The 17,877-nt window shown below is 70.3% G+C and carries 16 protein-coding genes, 1 tRNA gene and 1 pseudogene; 11 read left to right on the top strand and 7 right to left on the bottom strand.

Annotated elements, in window-relative coordinates:
• The first annotated feature begins 27 nt into the window (after positions 1 to 27).
• Positions 28 to 351 carry a hypothetical protein gene (locus CACI_RS34935; protein ID WP_015795613.1) on the top strand — a complete coding sequence of 108 codons (324 nt, stop codon included), beginning with the start codon at positions 28 to 30 and terminating at the stop codon, positions 349 to 351.
• 63 nt (positions 352 to 414) lie between these two features.
• Here the strand turns inward: CACI_RS34935 and CACI_RS34930 are convergent, their stop codons facing one another.
• Positions 415 to 906, bottom strand: a complete 492-nt coding sequence (locus CACI_RS34930; RefSeq protein ID WP_015795612.1) for a GNAT family N-acetyltransferase — start codon at positions 904 to 906, stop codon at positions 415 to 417.
• A 28-nt stretch (positions 907 to 934) separates the two neighbouring features.
• Complete coding sequence (locus CACI_RS34925) at positions 935 to 2,422, bottom strand: N,N-dimethylformamidase beta subunit family domain-containing protein (protein WP_143765512.1); 1,488 nt, start codon at positions 2,420 to 2,422, stop codon at positions 935 to 937.
• A gap of 55 nt (positions 2,423 to 2,477) precedes the next feature.
• Here CACI_RS34925 and CACI_RS34920 point away from each other — a divergent pair, with 55 nt between their 5' ends.
• Positions 2,478 to 2,843, top strand: coding sequence for a histidine triad nucleotide-binding protein (locus CACI_RS34920; protein ID WP_223297342.1), 366 nt, complete (start codon positions 2,478 to 2,480; stop codon positions 2,841 to 2,843).
• A 194-nt stretch (positions 2,844 to 3,037) separates the two neighbouring features.
• On the opposite strand, the gene CACI_RS34915 is transcribed toward CACI_RS34920, so the two are convergent.
• Positions 3,038 to 4,390 (bottom strand): adenylosuccinate synthetase, encoded by a 1,353-nt coding sequence (locus tag CACI_RS34915; protein WP_015795609.1) that lies wholly within the window; start codon positions 4,388 to 4,390, stop codon positions 3,038 to 3,040.
• 32 nt (positions 4,391 to 4,422) lie between these two features.
• Positions 4,423 to 5,523: a hypothetical protein gene (locus CACI_RS34910; RefSeq protein WP_015795608.1), complete on the bottom strand. Its 1,101-nt coding sequence runs from the start codon at positions 5,521 to 5,523 to the stop codon at positions 4,423 to 4,425.
• Between the two features lie 188 nt (positions 5,524 to 5,711).
• Here CACI_RS34910 and CACI_RS34905 point away from each other — a divergent pair, with 188 nt between their 5' ends.
• The 7 genes and pseudogenes from CACI_RS34905 (at position 5,712) to era (ending at position 10,713) form a co-directional block, all read left to right on the top strand.
• Positions 5,712 to 6,893, top strand: a complete 1,182-nt coding sequence (locus CACI_RS34905; protein WP_015795607.1) for a PhoH family protein — start codon at positions 5,712 to 5,714, stop codon at positions 6,891 to 6,893.
• Between the two features lie 4 nt (positions 6,894 to 6,897).
• Positions 6,898 to 7,377, top strand: coding sequence for an rRNA maturation RNase YbeY (ybeY, locus tag CACI_RS34900; protein WP_015795606.1), 480 nt, complete (start codon positions 6,898 to 6,900; stop codon positions 7,375 to 7,377).
• A 49-nt stretch (positions 7,378 to 7,426) separates the two neighbouring features.
• The gene (locus CACI_RS34895) at positions 7,427 to 8,704 is read left to right on the top strand and encodes a hemolysin family protein (RefSeq protein WP_015795605.1); all 1,278 of its coding nucleotides are present in this window, start codon (positions 7,427 to 7,429) and stop codon (positions 8,702 to 8,704) included.
• A gap of 84 nt (positions 8,705 to 8,788) precedes the next feature.
• Positions 8,789 to 8,861, top strand: a tRNA-Gly gene (locus CACI_RS34890).
• Positions 8,862 to 8,924: 63 nt separating this feature from the next.
• Positions 8,925 to 8,975: pseudogene (locus CACI_RS54500) on the top strand (DUF4231 domain-containing protein); the annotation flags it as partial.
• A gap of 157 nt (positions 8,976 to 9,132) precedes the next feature.
• Complete coding sequence (locus tag CACI_RS34885; protein WP_015795604.1) at positions 9,133 to 9,462, top strand: cytidine deaminase; 330 nt, start codon at positions 9,133 to 9,135, stop codon at positions 9,460 to 9,462.
• Between the two features lie 123 nt (positions 9,463 to 9,585).
• Positions 9,586 to 10,713, top strand: a complete 1,128-nt coding sequence (gene era, locus CACI_RS34880; protein ID WP_015795603.1) for a GTPase Era — start codon at positions 9,586 to 9,588, stop codon at positions 10,711 to 10,713.
• Positions 10,714 to 10,808: 95 nt separating this feature from the next.
• Here the strand turns inward: era and CACI_RS34875 are convergent, their stop codons facing one another.
• The 3 genes from CACI_RS34875 to CACI_RS34865 all read right to left on the bottom strand — a co-directional run bounded on the left by CACI_RS34875 (position 10,809) and on the right by CACI_RS34865 (position 14,386).
• Positions 10,809 to 12,230, bottom strand: a complete 1,422-nt coding sequence (locus CACI_RS34875; protein WP_015795602.1) for a hypothetical protein — start codon at positions 12,228 to 12,230, stop codon at positions 10,809 to 10,811.
• 70 nt (positions 12,231 to 12,300) lie between these two features.
• Entirely contained in the window at positions 12,301 to 13,278 is a 978-nt protein-coding gene (locus CACI_RS34870) for a GNAT family N-acetyltransferase (RefSeq protein WP_015795601.1), read from the bottom strand.
• 52 nt (positions 13,279 to 13,330) lie between these two features.
• Positions 13,331 to 14,386, bottom strand: coding sequence for a M4 family metallopeptidase (locus CACI_RS34865; RefSeq protein WP_015795600.1), 1,056 nt, complete (start codon positions 14,384 to 14,386; stop codon positions 13,331 to 13,333).
• Positions 14,387 to 14,689: 303 nt separating this feature from the next.
• Between CACI_RS34865 and leuA the strand changes: the two genes are divergently transcribed.
• A complete protein-coding gene (leuA, locus tag CACI_RS34860) occupies positions 14,690 to 16,447 on the top strand; it encodes a 2-isopropylmalate synthase (protein WP_015795599.1) in 1,758 nt (585 codons plus the stop codon).
• Between the two features lie 115 nt (positions 16,448 to 16,562).
• Positions 16,563 to 17,771, top strand: a complete 1,209-nt coding sequence (locus tag CACI_RS34855; protein ID WP_015795598.1) for a TerB family tellurite resistance protein — start codon at positions 16,563 to 16,565, stop codon at positions 17,769 to 17,771.
• Positions 17,772 to 17,877 lie beyond the last annotated feature (106 nt).

Below are 17,877 nucleotides of genomic sequence, written 5' to 3'. Positions count from 1 at the left end.
TGTGCGCGCACGCCGAGAGGAGCAGCCATGTCCGTGTTCTTGACGCTGAAGTTCAACGGGGATCCCAAGGCGCTGGAGCAGTACGCGAAGGACAACCCGGACGCATTGAAGAACGTCGTCGAGTCGGCGAAGGGCCACGGCCTCATCGCCCACCGCTTCTACGGCTCCGACGGGGACGGCGGCATGCTGGTGCTCGACGAGTGGCCCGACCGGCAGAGCTTCGAGGCGTTCTTCTCCGAGCAGCAGGCGGCGATCATGCCGATCATGCAGGCCGCCGGGGTGACGGGACCGCCGGAGCCCTCGTTCTGGCAGGAGCTTGACACCGGTGACGCCTATGGGTGGGGCGCCTGACCTTCGGCTCCATCGGCACTGTTAGCGCCATCGGCGCTGTCCGCACAGTCGGCGCCGTCGGCGCTACAGCCCCAGCCGCATGTGCCGGTTGGTGACCTCGTAGCCCAGGCTCCTGTAGAGCCGGTAGGCGGTCTCGTTGCTGCCGTGCACGTTCAGCGCGACGTGCACGGCACCGAGCGCGCGAGACGCCGCCGCGGCTGCCTCCATGATGGCGCGGCCGTATCCCTCCCCCTGGAACTCGTCTTCGACGTGGATGTCGTAGACGAACGCCTCCGTGCTGAAACCGGCGGCGCGTATCGCGACCCACAGTGCGCCGACCTGCCGCTCGGTGTCGGCGTCCCGGGCGGTCCACAGGTGCTGGCCGGGGGACGCCGGACCCGCGGGAAGCAGGTCCTGCACGACGTCCCACCCCTGCTGCTGAGCCGTCTCGATGGCCCAGTGGCCCTCGCCGACTTGGGCCAGCGCGTAGGCCGAGGCGACCTTGGTGCTCCACGGCCGGTATTCGTCAGGTGTCATCGGGTCCAGGCGGACGTGCCTGGTGGGCTTCGTCGTCATGACGCCCGAAGATACATCCGCCGCCGCGCTATGAGCGCTTCAGCGTGTGCTTCACCTTGCGGCCCACCCGCTTCACCACCGGCTTGGCCTTCGCCGACACCGCCGACGGGCTGGCCTCGCGCTTCACGGCGGCGGTCAGGGCGGCGCGGCGGCGTGCCGAGCGGGACGCCAGGCCGTCCCCGGCGGCGATGCGCGCGAGCAGCGCGGCGGTCGCGGCCTCGATCCGCGGGTCGGCGAAGCCCTCGCGGCCCAGCGCCATCGGCCAGAAGAAGGTGCCGGCGTCGAAGACCCACGCGCCGCTGGGCTTGCGGTGCAGGACCGTCTGCTGCTCGCGGGTCTGGTCGGCGCCGTCGGTGTAGGGGGAGCGGGCCAGGACGGTGAACTCGGTCCCGTCAGCCTTCTGATACTTCTCGTGGACCGCGTCCGCCTCGCCGCCGACCAGGCCGGGGAACGCCTCGCCCGCTTTCACGCCGGCCGCCTGCCAGAACCAGTGGTCGGCGTTCGCGACCAACAGCGGGGCGTCGCCCTTGACCAGGCTAACGTACTGCGCGCCCAGCAGTTCCTGCTCGGGCAGCCGCAGGTCGCGCCACATCACGGTCTGTCCGGGGCGCTTGGTCTTGACCGGGTCCTGGCGCGACTTGAAGCAGGTGATCGTCGTGCCCTCGTAGCGGATGTGCCAGTAGACGTTGTTCGCCTGCAGGAACACCGTCGAGACGCCCGAGTCCTGGGCTTTCACGAGGGTTCTGCGCATCCCCGCCGACCAGTACTCGTCGTGGCCGGGGAAGATCAGACCCTTGTAGTTCAACGGGTCGACGCGGCCCTCGTCGAGGTCGGCGCTCGTCGCGTACTCCATCTCATAGCCCTGACGCTCAGCCCAGACGACGAAGTCGTGGACGCGCTCGGCTTCGCGCGGCATGCCGGTCAGCTCGTAAGGGCGCAGGAAGGAGACCGAGGAGGCGCGCAGCTTGCTGCTCTGCTCGCCGTCCTCGTCGAAGCCGTAGTACAGGTTCTTCCCGCGGGCGTTGTCGAACGGGTACATGTTGTACGCCTGATAGCAGGCGAAGGGCACGACCACGAGCCAGCTCGCGCGGCGTCGCAGATCGCGGACGGCGAAGGGCACGTAGTTGGCGCCGTCGGCGGCCCGGAGCACCGCGAGGTACGCGCCGGACTTCCAGTCCGCCGGCACGTTCAGCCGCCACGCCGGCTCCCACAGGCAGGTGACCATCCCGGTCTCAGGGTCCGTCACCGGCTCGGGCTGCGGGACGACGGCGACCGGCTCGCTGCTGCCGAGCAGCGCCGTGCGGTGGTCCTCATAGGCGCCGACCCGATAGATCTCGACGGTGATCTCCTGCGGCGCGGCCACCGAGATGTGGAAGTCCACTGACTCCCCGGGGGACACGGCGGTGGCCGACGCGTAGCCCTTGACCGCCGCCTGGGCGTCGTCGCTCAGCTCCGGGACGTCGGGGGCGGTGCCGATCGCGGCGGCGGACGGGGCGAAACCGTCGAGGAGGCGCATGGTGCCGTAGCCTATCGCCGGAAAAGCCCCCACCAACGGGGCGCCCGAGGAGGACATGATGGCCGACGGCCAACCCCAACCCGACTGTCTCTTCTGCAAGATCGTGGCCGGCGAGATCCCGGCGACGGTGGTCCGCGAGACGGACCTCACGCTCGCCTTCAAAGACATAAACCCGCAGGCTCCGGTCCACGACCTCATCGTCCCGCGCGCGCACTACGCCAACGCCGCCGAGCTCGCCTTCGGCGCGCCCGAGCTGGCCGCCGCCGTGCTGCTCGAGGCGCGCGAGGTGGCGAAGACGGAGGGGATCGCGGACGGCGGCTACCGCGTGGTGTTCAACACCGACGCGCATGCCGGGCAGACGGTGTTCCATGTGCACGCGCACGTGCTCGGCGGTGACTTCCTCGCGCACTTCGGGACCTGAGGACCGCGGCGCCGGAGCAGCTTCCTGAGCGACCTCTGACTACCGGGGCGCCGGGGCAACTCCCTGAGTCACTCCCGGCGCATCTCGGTACCTGAGCAACTCCCTGAGCAACTCCCTGAGCAACTCCCTGAGCAACTCCCTGAGTAGCTCCCGGCGGCTGCCGCACAGCCTCCCGCGCCTGTCCTGCACGCGCACTATTTCGCGCAGGGCAGGCGCGCGGCCTTCTCGCGCCACGTCGGGCCCGAGGAGACCACCCCGACCGGCGTCCCCAGCGCCTCCTCGATGACGTCCGGCCAGTCGCGCTGGTCCCGCGGACCGTCGTCGTACACCGGCGTGCACGACGACACGGTCTTCGTCAGCAGCCGCTGATAGTCCAGGTCCGGCATCAGGCTGCGCGGCAGCTTCTCCATCGCCGGCACGTCCGCCGAGGCCTGATAGGCCCGGCACAGGCGCCGGCCGTCCGCCCGGGCGTCCGCGTGCGTGACCACCAGCGCGTCGGCGCCGCCGCACACGTCGAGCGCGTAGCGATGCGCCACCGCGTCGAAGTGCCCGATCCGGAACGCCCCCTGCCACGTTCCGGTCTCGTTGTGCGGCTCCGGCAGGTGCGGGGCCAGCGCCGCGTCCTCGGGGACGAACGGCCCGGCGCCGTGCCGGGTGCTGTAGGTGCGGACCACGCCGAGGCGCGCCGCGTTGCCGGTCTCCTGGCCGGACTCCTTCAGCAACTCCTCGGCGTTGGCGAAGGTGGTCGTCGACCAGGTCGTGTGCGGGTGGAAGCCGTACCACTCGTCCAGCAGCACGCCCTGCGCGCCTTCGAAGACGCAGGGCCCGGAGTCCAGGAGCGCGGCGAGGTATCCGCTGCACTCCTCGTCCACGATCCGCACGCGCTGAGCGAACGCCTGGTAGACGTCCGCGCAGAACTCCGGACTCGGCAGGTCCGCCGGCAGCCGCAGCCCGGACAGCTCCAGATCCGCCGCGATGCGGGCGCGCAGTGCTGTCAGCTTCCTGACCAGCGTCGCGCGGTCCCGGCAGTCGCCCACGCGCGGTGGCTTATCGGGCGAGACGGCCAGGGAGAAGGAGACCGTCTCGCCGATCCCCATGCCGCAGGTCCCGTGGCGGGCCGACCCGGGGGTGCGGTCCCGGGCCGATTCGCGCACGCGGTTCGCGGCACGGTGGTAGGGGGTGGTGATCAGCGCGCGGGAGTCCGCCGACAGCAGGGCGAACGGGTTGCCGATGCCGAGTTCGGCCAGGTGCGCGGCCTCGGCGGCGAGGGCGAACGGCTCCACGAGCATGAAGCGGGACAGGTGCGTCGGCACGCCGTGGAACGTGCCGGCGCCGAACTGCGCGAAGGTGTGGTGGCGGCCGTCGGGGGTGATCACGTTGTGCCCCGCCTGCGCGCCGCCGTTGAAGCGGATGACGGCGCGGATCCGGGAGGCGGCGCGGGGTTCGGCGTGTCCGGGGGAGCAGAGCCAGTCCACGGTCGAGCCCTTGCCGGCGTCGCCGTATCCGAGGTCCACCACGATCGCGTGCTTCATGCCGATCAGGTCCATTGCGGGGTGCTCTCTGGAGGGAAGGTGCTCTTCTACCAACGGCTTTCGGGGCGGTTGTCGTACCCGGAGTCATACGAATAGTCAGCGCCCTGGGACCGCAGGTACCGCACCGCCGGGTCCGCGGTGGTGTGGTGCCGGCTGGGGCGGCGGCCACTGCGACGGGTGTCCAGGCCGCCCAGCGCGCGCTCCACCGAGCCGCCCGCACGCGATCCCACGTCGCGCAGGTCCTCCAGACCGCCGTCGAGGTCGATGCGGTCCTCGGCCAGGCCGATGGTCAGCGCGATGGTCTCACAGACCGCGTCGAGGTCGTCGAGCTGGATGACGTTCTGGCCGAGCAGGGCGCGCCAGGCGCCGAGAACCTCGTCGTTGCCGACGTAGGAGGAGCCCTCCGGGAGGATGTAGTAGACGTCGAACTTGCGGGTCAGGTCGCGGACCACGTCCTCGATCGGGACGGTCGCCGAGCCGCCGCGGCCGCCACGCCCGGGGCGCTCGGCGCGGCCGGCCTGGCCGCCCCGGCCGGCGCTCGGTCCGAGCAGGCGCGAGACCTGCTGGGGGTTGACGTTCGGGTAGGGCATCTCGTCGCCGATGATGAACAGGTAGCCGCGCTTGCCGCGCTTGTCGTGGCAGTCCAGCGCGGTGTGGTGGGCCATGAAGTACATCGCCAGCTCGTAGGACTCGCGCATCTGCCCGCCGCCGCCGCCCTCCAGGACGATGTCGCCGAGCTGATCGTCCATGCGGTTGTCGGACTCGAACTGCCCGACCTGCAGCGGCACCCGGTCGGAGTAGGCGTCGCCGATCGCGCCGAACATGATCTGCGGGTGGTCGACGTAACCCTTGCGCAGCAGCAGGCCGTGCAGGTCGCCGAGCTTGGTCTGGAGCACCCGGGGGACCCCGCCCATGGAGCCGGTGACGTCGAACAGCACGGAGATGGCCAAGGAGGTCGGGTGCTCGGCGCTGTCCCGGCTCTCGCGGACGCCGACGCCGTACGGCTCAAGGTCGGGGTGGGCGCGCCACTGGTTGCGCGGGGTGCGGCTGAGCACCCGGTCGTTGTAGTCGAAGGCGCTGCGGCCGCTGGCCTTGCGGTAGGCCTCCGCCGCCTCGTATGCGTTGTAATCCCAGCGTCCGCTGCCCATGGCCATCGCCTTCTCAAGGTCGTCTCCGGTTATCGTCCATCTGACGATAACGGCTCTGAGACTAGCATAGCGTCAGGATGACGAAAAGGGGTGGCGGGCAAAATCTCCCGCCCTGGTCGCGGGGGTGCGGGCTAGCATGGAGGCGACACGGAGACAGGAGAGTGATCAAAGGCCGTACGGCCGTTCCTATGGCAGACAACACCGCACCGCGCTCGGGCAAGGGCCGCCAGTCCTCCGCCGCGGACCGCACCGGGAGGGCGGCCGGAGCAGGCCGCGCGGGGGCGAACGGGGCAGCGCCGTCCTCCGGAACCTCAGGGACCCCCAGGACCGCCGGCGGCGCAGCGCGTCCCGGCCGCGCCGAGGAGGTCGCCCCGGGCGTCGTCCAGGCCAAGATCGAAATACCGTCCGGACACCCCCTGGTCTCCGTCTTCGGCGCCGGCGACGGCCTGCTGAGGGTGATCGAGAAGGCGTTCCCCGGCGTCGACATCCACGCCCGCGGCAACCAGGTCACCGTCGCCGGGAGCCAGGGCGAGGTCGGACTCGTCGAGCGGCTCTTCGAAGAGATGCTCCTGATGCTCCGCACCGGCGCGCCGCTCACCGAGGACGGTGTCGAGCGCTCCATCCAGATGCTGCGCAGCGGCGAGGCCGACGTCGACGGGCAGCGCCCCGCCGAGGTGCTGACGCAGAACATCCTGAGCAACCGCGGCCGCACCATCCGTCCCAAGACGCTGAACCAGAAGAACTACGTCGACGCCATCGACCGCAACACGATCGTGTTCGGCATCGGCCCGGCCGGTTCCGGCAAGACCTACCTGGCCATGGCCAAGGCGGTGCAGGCCCTGCAGAGCAAGCAGGTCAACCGCATCATCCTGACCCGCCCGGCGGTCGAGGCCGGGGAGAAGCTCGGGTTCCTGCCCGGGACGCTGTACGAGAAGATCGACCCCTATCTGCGGCCGTTGTACGACGCGCTGCACGACATGATCGATCCGGACAGCATCCCGCGGCTGATGGCGGCCGGGGTGATCGAGGTGGCTCCGCTGGCATATATGCGCGGCCGCACGCTCAATGACGCGTTCATCATTCTCGACGAGGCGCAGAACACCTCGCCCGAGCAGATGAAGATGTTCCTCACGCGCCTGGGCTTCGGCTCGAAGATCGTGGTCACCGGCGACATCACCCAGGTCGACCTGCCCGGGGGGACCGAGTCCGGGCTGCGGGTCGTGCGCAATATCCTGACCGGCGTGGAAGACATCCATTTCGCCGAGCTGACCAGCGCCGACGTGGTACGGCACCGGCTGGTGGGGGACATCGTCGACGCGTACGGGCGCTTTGACGCCCGGGGTGGGGACGCCAAGAGGAAGAGGCACTGACCCCATGTCGATCGACATCGCCAACGAGACCGACTACGGCACCGAGCAGGGCGTGGACGCCGAAGAGCTGGTCGGGGTGGCCCGGTACGTGCTGGGCGAGATGGGCATCCATCCGATGGCCGAGCTGTCCATCCTGCTGGTGGACACCGCCGCGATGGAGCAGCTGCACATCCAGTGGATGGACGAGCCGGGTCCGACCGACGTGCTCTCCTTCCCGATGGACGAGCTGCGCCCGGCGCGCGCCGAGGACGACAACGAGCCGGTCCCGGGCCTGCTCGGGGACGTCGTGCTGTGTCCGGAGGTGGCCGAGCGGCAGGGCAAGGACGCCGGCCACTCCACCGCCGAGGAGCTGCGGCTGCTCACCACGCACGGGATCTTGCACCTGCTCGGCTACGACCACGCCGAACCCGAGGAGGAGGCCGAGATGTTCGGCCTGCAGAAGCAGTTGCTACGAGGATGGAAGGCCAGGTCCGGCGCTCGATGAGCGGTCATAGACATCGGCAGGGCACTCCTTCCGGCGGCGGGAGCGCCGCATGAGTGTCCTGCTGTTCTGGGAGATCGTCGCCGTCGTGGTCCTGGTCGCGGTCGCGGGGTTCTCCGCCTGCGCCGACGCCGCGCTGTCCCGGGTGTCCCGGGTGCGGGCCGCCGAGCTCGTCGCCGACGGCGTGCCGCGCGCGGCCCGGCTCAAGCAGCTGGTCGACGACCCGGCCCGGGTGCTGAACCTGGTCCTTTTACTGCGCGTGGCCTGCGAGATCGCGGCGACCGTGCTGGTCACCGTGCTGTTCATGCGCCGGATCGACGGCGCCTGGGGCGCCGGGTTCGCCGCGATCGGCGTGATGATCGCGGTGTCCTACATCTTCATCGGCGTGATGCCGCGCACCATCGGCCGGCAGCACTCGGTGCGGGTGGCGCTGCACTTCGCCGGCCCGCTGGCGCTGCTGACCACGGTCCTGGGCCCGCTGGCGCAGCTGCTGATCGCGGTCGGCAACGCGGTGACGCCCGGCCGGGGCTTCCGCGAGGGCCCGTTCGCCTCCGAGGCCGAGCTGCGCGCCCTGGTGGACCTCGCCGAGGCGAACAGCGTCATCGAGGACCAGGAGCGCCGCATGGTGCACTCGGTCTTCGAGCTCGGCGACACGCTGGTGCGCGAGGTGATGGTCCCGCGCACCGACATGGTGTTCATCGAGCGGCACAAGACCCTGCGCCAGGCGCTGTCGCTGGCACTGCGCAGCGGCTTCTCCCGCATCCCGGTGGTCGGCGAGAACGCCGACGACGTGGTGGGCATCGTGTATCTCAAGGACCTGGTCCGGCGGATCCACGAGCATCCGAGCGGGGAGACCACCGAGCTGGTCGAGTCCGCGATGCGCGACCCGGTCTGCATCCCGGACAGCAAGCCCGCCGACGAGCTCCTGCGCGACATGCAGGCCGGCCACATCCACCTGGCCGTGGTGATCGACGAGTACGGCGGCACCGCCGGACTGGTCACCATCGAGGACATCCTGGAGGAGATCGTCGGGGAGATCGCCGACGAGTACGACGTGGAGCGCCCCTCGGTCGAGCACCTGTCCCCGGACGCGGCCCGCGTCACCGCGCGCCTCGGCGTGGACGAGCTCGGCGACCTGTTCGGCGTGGACCTGGAGGACGACGACGTGGAGACGGTCGGCGGCCTGATGGCCAAACGGCTCGGCCGCGTCCCGATCCCCGGAGCCCAGATCGAAGTGGAGGGACTACGCCTCACCGCCGAGTCCCCAGAGGGCCGCCGACGCCGGATCGGGACCGTGTTGGTGAAGCGCGTTCCGCAGGACGACGCCTGACACGTCCCGGGTAACCAGGCGGCGAACCCACCCCGGACATGGGCTATAGTTTTCTTCGTCGCCGGGGAAACCCGGCAGGCGAATGCGGATGTGGCTCAGTTGGTAGAGCATCACCTTGCCAAGGTGAGGGTCGCGAGTTCGAATCTCGTCATCCGCTCAGAGTGAAGGCAGAGGACCCCGGAGAAATCCGGGGTCCTCTGCTGTTTTCCAGTAGATCCTGGTGTCTTTGGAAAGCGTCTATCACTATCGCGAGCAATGGAAGAACTACCGCTCGACCGAGCAGCTGCTCGGTCGCGAGAAGATATTCTTCCTCACTCGCATTGATCGTCGAGCGGGTCGAGGGTGCCATCGCCGCCGAGAACTCCGCGACGCTGAGTGTGATGACGCTCGCGCCCGAGGATGCCGTGGTGTTTCGGTAGCGTTGGACCATGACCGATTCCCAGCTGGATCCCGAGAACGCCAAGCTCCACACCCTCGCCAAGGCGCAGCGGGCGCGCAACGGCGCGGCCGAGGGCGCGGCGCTGCGTGACGAGACCGGACGTACCTATGTCGCGACCACTGTCGAGCTGCCGGCGTTGAAGCTCTCGGCGTTGCAGACCGCGGTCGCGATGGCGGTCGTCAGTGGGGCGCGGGCGCTGGAGGCGGCGGTGCTGGTCACCGAGGAGAAGAAGTTCCGGCAGGAGGATTTGGACGTGGTCGCCGACCTCAAGGGTGCCGGGGCGCCGCCGCGGTTGTTCCTGGCGGACCCGAAGCTCTGAGGCGAAGGTCTGCCCGGAGCTCTGCCCGGAGCTCTGTCCGGAGCTCTGATCGGCGGCTCTGATCGGCGGGTCGGACCGGACCTGGAAGCGGTCCGGGCAGCGGCGCGCCCGGAGTGAGGGAGAATGGTCCCCATGACGAGCAGCGCGAGTGGACGATCCCGGTCCCGCCAGGCGGCGAACGCCGAGGCGGCGAAGAAGAAGGCCGAGCGCGTCAAGCGCAGCCAGCAGCTCGCCGAGAAGCGCGTCACCTCCGACCGGGTCCGTGACACCGAGCCGGCGCCGACCGCCTACGGCCGCGGGGTCCGGGACGACTCGCCGCCGCGCGATGAGTTCCCCGAGGACTTCCGCGCCGGGTTCGCGTGCTTCGTGGGGCGTCCCAACGCGGGCAAGTCGACGCTGACCAACTCGGTCGTGGGCGCGAAGGTGGCGATCACCTCCGGGCGGCCGCAGACCACCCGGCACACCGTGCGCGGCATCGTGCACCGCGACGACGCGCAGCTGGTGCTCGTCGACACCCCCGGGCTGCACAAGCCGCGCACCCTGCTCGGCGCGCGCCTGAACGACGAGGTGCGCGCCACCTGGAACGAGGTGGACGTCATCGGGTTCTGCGTGCCCGCCGACGAGAAGATCGGTCCCGGCGACCGCTTCATCGCCGCCGAGCTCGCGCAGGTCCGCCGGACCCCGAAGATCGCCATCCTGACCAAGACCGACAAGGCCGCCAAGGAGTTCATCGCCGAGCAGCTGCTGGCCCTGATGGAGCTGGGCCGCGAGGTCGGCATCGAGTGGGCCGAGGTGATCCCGGTCTCCGCCGTCCGCGACGAGCAGATCCAGCTGTTGGAGGACCTGCTGGTGAAGCAGCTCCCGCAGTCCCCGCCGCTGTACCCGGGCGGGGAGCTGACCGACGAGCCGGAAGAGATCATGGTCGGCGAGCTGGTCCGCGAGGCCGCGCTGGAAGGCGTGCGCGACGAGCTGCCGCACTCCCTGGCCGTCACCGTCGAGGAGATGACGCTGCGCGAGGGCCGCCCCGCCGACCGTCCGCTGCTGGACGTGCACGCGACCCTGTACGTCGAGCGCCCGAGCCAGAAGGCGATCGTCATCGGCCACCGCGGCGAGCGGCTGCGCGACGTCGGCTCGCAGGCCCGCCGGCAGATCGAGGCGCTGCTGGGCACCCCGGTGTTCCTGGACCTGCACGTGAAGGTCGCCAAGGACTGGCAGCGCGACCCCAAGCAGCTGGCCAAACTCGGCTTCTGAGTTCGTGTCCTGACTTCTTCTCAGGGTTCGTATTCCACTCCCCGACCGACGGCGCGCTGATGGACCGGCAACCGCCGCGTATCAGAACCCTGCGTTCAGTTCTTCTCGTTCGCCCCGAACGCTCGCGCGCCGTCGATGACCTCGCCCCGGAACTTCATCTCCACGATCAGCACGTTCTCCCGGATCCGCATCAGCTCGCCGGTGGAGATCTTGTGCATCTCGAAGTAGTTCACCAGGTGGTCGAACAGCGCCTTGCGCAGCCGTTGCAGGATGTCGCGCGCGTCGGCCTCCTCCTGGTACTGGATCTTCGCCGGGTCCATGGTCCAGCGGCGCAGCGAGGTGCGGGCGCCGCGGTCCGGCATGCGTCCCGAGCGGATGCCGCGCAGGATGTCCAGGCGGGCGCGCAGGCGCAGGCGGCGGATGACGAAGCGGATCACCGGACCGCTCCAGGCCTCGGTCAGCGCGGCGGGCAGTTCCATCAGCGCGTACCAGCGCGCGTGGGCTCGCAGACCGCCGAGTGAGCGGGGCAGCGCGCCGCCGACGGTGGTGTACTTGCCCGCCAGCGGCGCGGCGATCGCCGAGGCTATCTCCAGGGATATGCGCTCGTGCTGCTCGCGGAGGCGGACGTGCATCGAGACCACCAGGTTGCCGCCGTGCCGGATCGCTTGCAGGGTCAGGTAGGTCTGCGCGCGGTCGCCGGGGTCGTTGATGCCGGCGGAGTAGATCAGGGCGTGCGCCTGGCGGGAGGGCCGGGCCTCCTTGCCGCCGGGCCACAGGCCCGCGACGCCGTTGGCCGCGTCGCCGCGGACGAACAGGTTGCTGACGATCGTCAGGTCCCGCACCCCGCTGTCGCGGCTCATCTCGTTGCGCAGGTACAGGTGCAGGTCGGTGGCGTCGACGTGGTGGGTGTCCTTCGTGCCGGCGCCCTCGACGTAGGCCGGGACCAGGACCAGCGGGAGGTGCACCATGACCTTGTCGTCCACCAGCTCGCCGAAGCCGGCGAACGGCGTCGGGGAGGCCGCGGCGTAGCAGACCACGTTCGAGCCCTGGTCGGCGACGATCTCGCCGTGCACGTCCGGGGGCAGCGGCGGCGCCGAGGCCAGCGGGGAGGCCGAGGTGCGCAGCAGCGCGAAGGCGGAGTGGACGCGGATCCAGCGCGCGGCGGTCGCCACCGTCCAGGCCAGCGCGCCGACCGAGCCCAGGCCGCAGGCCACGCCGAACAGCGCCGGCAGGAAGTCCTTGGTGCCCCGGGTGACCAGCAGCGGACCCGCGACGCAGAACACTGCCAGCAGCCAGCACGCTAGCAGCGCCCAGTCCCGGCGCCGCCGGATCCGCAGCGAGTGCTCGGCGTGCTGCAGGATCGAGGGCAGGTTCAGCCCGACCGGCGGCCCGATCGCGGAGAAGCCGGTGCCGAGCAGAAGCTCCTCTGCCTCGCGCGCGAAGGCCATGTCCCAGTACGTCTGCGCGCACAGCGTGCGGGTGGTCGCGTCCAGCGGGGCGACGGGCAGGTCGGCCACGCTGTGGTCCTCCCTCTGGCGAATTCTGCTCCGAGCACTGCCTCAGAGTCACTGATGCAGAATTCTGATATTAGAGGTCAAACTGCCAGGAGGACCAGTTCTCGGCCATCTCGTAGCCCATCGCCTCGTTCACCCGGACCATCGGCGCGTTCTGCGCGTCGTTCCAGGTCGAGATGGTCGTCAGATGCGGCTCGTGGGTCAGCAGATGGAGCGCGAGCGCTGTTTTGAGGCGCAGGCCCAGGCCGTGGCCGCGGAACTTCGCCGGGACGCCGGTGTTGCCGACGTCGGCCATCCGGAAGTCCGGCAGGACGAGCACCTCGTGGAAGCCGCCGATCTCGCCGTCCTGGGTGAGCGCCGCGGCGATGTACATCTGCGGGCCCGACGCCAGAATGGCGGCCTCGGTGCGCCGGCGCCGGTCGACGTCCGGCGGCGCGTGTTTGAACTCCAGGTCCCCGTGCGGGGCGTCGCGCATCGCCTCGTACGCCTCGATCAGCGCGGGCAGCAGGTCCTCCGGTGTCGGGATCGTCCAGATCTCGAAGCGGTAGTGCGCGTTCTTCTCCGACGGCGCCGCCCACGCGGCGTATTGGGCGCGGTCGATCGCGGTCAGGTCCACCTGGCGGCGGCAGTCGGCGGCGAGCACGCGGCCGCCCGCGGCGCTGTGGAGCGGCTCGTAGCCGGAGAACTCGCTGGAGTCCAGCACCAGCCGCACGGCGCCGCGGCTGCGGGCGTACTCCTTGGACGCCTCGATCAGCGGCCCGGTGACTTCGGCCCGATCCTGGGCGGCGATCCGCAGGTCGCCGTAGACCAGGTCCGGGTTGATCTCGACGTCGTGGGCCAGACAGCCGTAGCCGGCAGCGCGGTCCCCGTCGTAGGCGACCAGGCAGGTGGTGTCCCAGTTGGCGCGCGGCATCATGAGCCTGCGCAGGTAGGACGCGGTGGGCTCGGGATGCCGCGGCAGGTCAGTGGCCGTGGCGGCGCGCAGGAGCGGAAGCAGCGTGGACACCGTGTCCGCACCCGCGGGGTCGAGGTTTCGGATCGTGATGCTCACCGTCGCGATGCTAGGCAGAACCCGCGTTCGCGGCGATCGATTTTCGTCCGGGTCAGGAGTGCACCGACACCCCGACCTCCCGCCACGCCGCCGCGACCGCGTGCGCCTGCTGCGACCGGCGGCCGAAGCGGGATTCGGCGGCGTGCACGGTCGCGGTGCCGAAGGTGGCGAAGGTCGAGGCGGCCGGGAGCATGGGGGAGGTGAGCACGTCGTACCAGACCGCGCCGGCGCCCTCCCAGGACCTGCCGCCGATGGCGGTGGCCGCCAGGTAGAAGGCGCGGTTGGGGATGCCGGAGTTGATGTGCACGCCGCCGTCGTCGTCGGTGGTGTCGACGTAGCCTGACATCGCCGCCGGCTGCGGGTCCTTGCCCAGGTGGGGGTCGTCGTAGGCGGTGCCCGGGTCCTTCATCGAGCGCAGGGCGGCGCCCTGGACCGAGGGCCGGAACAGGCCGGCGCCGATCAGCCAGTCGGCGTCGGCGGCGTCCTGGCCGAGCTGGTACTGCTTGACCATCGAGCCGAAGCAGTCGGACACCGACTCGTTCAGCGCGCCGGACTGGCCGCGGTAGACGAGGTTCGCCGTGTACTGCGTCACGCCGTGGGTGAGTTCGTGGCCGATGACGTCGACCGCGCCGGTGAAGCGGCCGAACACCGCGCCGTCGCCGTCGCCGAACACCATCTGCGAGCCGTTCCAGAAGGCGTTGTCGTACTGCACGCCGTAATGGACCGTGCCCTTCAGCGGCAGGCCCTGGCCGTCCACCGACCAGCGGTTGTAGACCTTCAGATAGAAGTCGAAGGTCGCCCCGAGCCCGTCGTAGGCCTCGTCCGCGCCCGGGTCGCCGGTGGCCGGCCCGTCCTCGGCGCGGACCTGCGAGCCCGGCAGGTGCTCGGTGTCGTGGTCGTCGAAGATCGCGCGGTCGTCGCGGCGCTCCACGCCGGTCGGCGGCGCCAGGTGCCGCTCGCCGACCCAGGGGACCGCGCCGCGGGTCAGGCGGTGCCGGACGTCGAGGGTCAGCGTCCGGCGCGCGGCGTCCGCGGCGTGCAGGCCGGAGCCGGCCAGGCGGGACAGCAGGTGTGGCGGGACGATGCCGCAGAAGGTAGCCCTCGTCATAGCGGTAACTATGGCCGGATTCGTTATCTTGGTCACAATTGTGATGCAGAGCGGCAGCTGTGATTACGCTGAACGAGTGATGCGGAAGGTGTCTCGGATCACGGACACGAAGTGCGCCCGTTGAGACGGTCGGGATACAGTCGCAACGCTATGTGCAACTCCTGCCTGTGCGGCCTGCTCCTTCTTAGCAGCCGCGGCGAGGGCCTGTAAGAACCGAAACAGGCCGGCTCCCTCGTCGCGGCAGTTCGTGTTTCCGCCGTCGGCCGTCCCCTTCGTAGGACACACCAGGGAGTCTTGAGCACGATGCGAGTACAGCCGCAACTGCCCTCCGGCATGCCGATCCACAAGTACGTCCCGTTCGCGCCGATCGCGCTGGCCGACCGCACCTGGCCCACGAAGGTCGTCGACCGGGCTCCGCGCTGGTGCGCGGTGGACCTGCGCGACGGCAACCAGGCGCTGATCGACCCGATGTCCCCGGCCCGCAAGCTGAAGATGTTCGAGCTGCTGGTGGCCATGGGCTACAAGGAGATCGAGGTCGGGTTCCCGGCCGCGTCGCAGACCGACTTCGACTTCGTCCGGCAGATCATCGACGAGGGCCGGATCCCCGACGACGTGGTGATCCAGGTCCTGACCCAGGCCCGCGAGGAGCTGATCGAGCGGACCTTCGAGTCCGTGCGCGGCGCCAAGCAGGCCATCGTGCACCTGTACAACTCCACCTCCACGCTCCAGCGCCGGGTGGTCTTCGGCCAGGACACCGCCGGGATCACGCAGATCGCGGTGAACGGCGCCAAGCTGTGCCAGAAGTTCTACGAGGCGATGCCCCCGCGCGCCGACGGCACCCGCACGGACATCTACTTCGAGTACTCGCCGGAGTCCTACACGGGCACCGAGCTGGAGTACGCCGTCGAGGTCTGCGACGCCGTCACCGAGGTCTGGCAGCCCACCCCGGACCGCAAGGTGATCATCAACCTGCCGGCCACCGTGGAGATGGCCACGCCGAACGTCTACGCCGACTCGATCGAGTGGATGCACCGCAACCTGGAGCGCCGCGACTCCATCGTGCTCTCGCTGCACCCGCACAACGACCGCGGCACCGCCGTGGCCGCCGCCGAGCTGGGCTACCAGGCCGGCGCCGACCGCATCGAGGGCTGCCTGTTCGGCAACGGCGAGCGCACCGGCAACGTGTGCCTGGTGACCCTGGGCCTGAACCTGTTCTCCCAGGGCGTGGACCCGCAGATCGACTTCTCCGACATCGACGAGGTGCGGCGCACCGTCGAGTACTGCAACCAGCTGCCGGTCCACCCGCGCCACCCCTACGGCGGCGACCTGGTGTACACCGCCTTCTCCGGGTCCCACCAGGACGCGATCAAGAAGGGCTTCGAGCACCTGGAGCGGGACGCCGCGGCGGCCGGAAAGACCGTCGACGAGATCGTCTGGGCCGTGCCGTACCTGCCGATCGACCCCAAGGACGTGGGCCGCAGCTACGAGGCCGTGATCCGGGTCAACTCCCAGTCCGGCAAGGGCGGCGTCGCCTACATCCTGAAGACCGAGCACCAGCTGGACCTGCCGCGGCGCGCGCAGATCGAGTTCTCCCAGGTCATCCAGGCCAAGACCGACGCCGAGGGCGGCGAGGTCACCCCCGAGGAGATCTGGAACGTCTTCGTCGACGAGTACCTGCCGCTGAGTGAATATGGGGCTCCGCCCCGGGCAGCGGCGCCCTGGGGACGCATCCGGCTGCTGGGCCACCACGCCTCCTCGGCGATCGAGGAGAAGGACCAGCTGACCGTCGACCTGCAGGTGGACGGGAGCACCACACAGCTGGACGGCGTCGGCAACGGCCCGATCGACGCGTTCACCAACCTGCTGTCGGGGGTCGGGATCGACGTGCGGGTGCTGGACTACGTCGAGCACGCGCTGACCTCCGGCGAGGACGCCAAGGCCGCGTCGTACGTGGAATGCGCGATCGGCAGCCGGGTGCTGTGGGGCGTGGGGATCGATGCCAACATCGTGACGGCATCGCTCAAGGCCATCATCTCCGCGGTGAACCGGGCGTTCCGCTGACCGCCCACCCGTCGCCCGCCACCGCCCTTCGGAGGAGCCGATCCGCGGCGCAATGTCGATTTGTGGAAGGATTCCCTCTGTTCCGCGCCGCGCGGAACGGAGGGGATGAGTACCAATGATCGTCTGGGGCTGGAAAACCGTCTTCCGGGTCATCGGCAGAGGGGTGTTCTCCTGCCCGACCTGTGGTGCGGACCGGAACTACGAGCGACGCAAAGCTCAGCGTTTCTTCACACTGTTCTTCATCCCCCTGATCCCGTTGAAGGTCGTCGGCGAGTTCGTCCGCTGCACCTACTGCAAGAACGACTTCCGCGACTCGGTCCTGGCGCGCCCGACCGCGTCGCAGTTCACCGATCTGCTCCAGAACACGGTGCGCGGCGTGATGGTCAACATCCTGCGACGCGGCGGCTGGGAGCACCCCGGCGCCCGCGCGATCGCGGTCCAGGAGATCGTCACCGCCGGCGCGGTCGGCTACGCCGAACCCAACCTGGCCCAGGACATGCAGGTGGTCCCCGAGGACCTGTCGCAGATGCTCGGCAGCCTCGCCGGCCAGCTCCCCGACGCCGGCCGCGAGGCCCTGGTGGCCGGCGCGACCCGCGTCGCCGCCGCCGACGGCCCGCTCCAGCCCGCCGAGCGCGCGGTGATCGACGCGGTCGGCGCCGCGCTCGGCATGAGCCAGGCGTATGTCGCCGGGATCGTGGCGGCGGTGCCGGCGGGTGCTGTGGCTCCGGCTGCTCCGGCTGCTCCGGCCTGGGGCACGGGAGCTCAGGCTTCTGCTGGCGCTGGCGCTGGCGGCGGCACGGGCGCGGCTCCGGTGTGGGGCACTGGCGCGCAGCCTCCTGTCGCTGCGGGCGGTGCCGGTGGCGAGACGATGCTCATCCAGGCGCCGCAGCCGGCTCAGCCCTCCTCGATGGAGACCATGCTGATCCAGGCTCCGCAGCCTGCTCCTGCGACCGGCGCTCACGATGCGGTGCCGCCGCAGACCCCGGCCGCCTCCGGCATGGAGACGATGATGATCCAGGCGCCGCAGCCTGCTCCGCCGGCTTCCGGCATGGAAACCATGCTCATCCAGGCTCCCCAGCCGCCGCAGGATGTCCCGCCGCAGCCGGCGTCGTCCATGGAGACCATGCTCATCCCGACGGCCGCTCCGCAGCCGCCGCAGACCATCCCGGCGCCGCCGCAGACCATGATCGACCCGTCCTCCTCGATGGAGACCATGGCGATCCCGCTGCCGCGTCCCGTCGCCCCGGCCGATGAGCCGACGCATGTCACGCCGAACGACGATCAGGGCCCGACCGGGTGGCCGCCGCCTCATCAGCAGCAGTGATCTCGGTCACTGTCGGCGTCCCGGCGATCCGATAGTGCGTTGCAGGGCCCGTGCGGGGCGGACTTCCGTCCCGCGCGGGCCCTCCGCCGTCCCCGGCCGCACCTAC

It is taken from the genome of Catenulispora acidiphila DSM 44928, from assembly GCF_000024025.1.
GTDB classification, from domain to species: Bacteria; Actinomycetota; Actinomycetes; order Streptomycetales; family Catenulisporaceae; genus Catenulispora; species Catenulispora acidiphila.
The sequence above is the reverse complement of the archived record's forward strand: the minus strand, read 5'-3'. Positions and strand labels throughout refer to the sequence as shown.

Bases quoted from the DNA above. Each gene is read 5' to 3' on its own strand.
- CACI_RS34855 (WP_015795598.1), top strand. From the start codon at position 16,563: ATGATCGTCTGGGGCTGGAAAACCGTCTTCCGGGTCATCGGCAGAGGG.
- CACI_RS34930 (WP_015795612.1), bottom strand. From the start codon at position 906: ATGACGACGAAGCCCACCAGGCACGTCCGCCTGGACCCGATGACACCT.
- leuA (WP_015795599.1), top strand. From the start codon at position 14,690: ATGCGAGTACAGCCGCAACTGCCCTCCGGCATGCCGATCCACAAGTAC.
- CACI_RS34915 (WP_015795609.1), bottom strand. From the start codon at position 4,390: ATGGACCTGATCGGCATGAAGCACGCGATCGTGGTGGACCTCGGATAC.
- CACI_RS34865 (WP_015795600.1), bottom strand. From the start codon at position 14,386: ATGACGAGGGCTACCTTCTGCGGCATCGTCCCGCCACACCTGCTGTCC.
- CACI_RS34905 (WP_015795607.1), top strand. From the start codon at position 5,712: ATGGCAGACAACACCGCACCGCGCTCGGGCAAGGGCCGCCAGTCCTCC.
- CACI_RS34895 (WP_015795605.1), top strand. From the start codon at position 7,427: ATGAGTGTCCTGCTGTTCTGGGAGATCGTCGCCGTCGTGGTCCTGGTC.
- era (WP_015795603.1), top strand. From the start codon at position 9,586: ATGGTCCCCATGACGAGCAGCGCGAGTGGACGATCCCGGTCCCGCCAG.
- CACI_RS34910 (WP_015795608.1), bottom strand. From the start codon at position 5,523: ATGGGCAGCGGACGCTGGGATTACAACGCATACGAGGCGGCGGAGGCC.
- CACI_RS34925 (WP_143765512.1), bottom strand. From the start codon at position 2,422: ATGCGCCTCCTCGACGGTTTCGCCCCGTCCGCCGCCGCGATCGGCACC.
- CACI_RS34920 (WP_223297342.1), top strand. From the start codon at position 2,478: ATGATGGCCGACGGCCAACCCCAACCCGACTGTCTCTTCTGCAAGATC.
- CACI_RS34935 (WP_015795613.1), top strand. From the start codon at position 28: ATGTCCGTGTTCTTGACGCTGAAGTTCAACGGGGATCCCAAGGCGCTG.
- ybeY (WP_015795606.1), top strand. From the start codon at position 6,898: ATGTCGATCGACATCGCCAACGAGACCGACTACGGCACCGAGCAGGGC.
- CACI_RS34885 (WP_015795604.1), top strand. From the start codon at position 9,133: ATGACCGATTCCCAGCTGGATCCCGAGAACGCCAAGCTCCACACCCTC.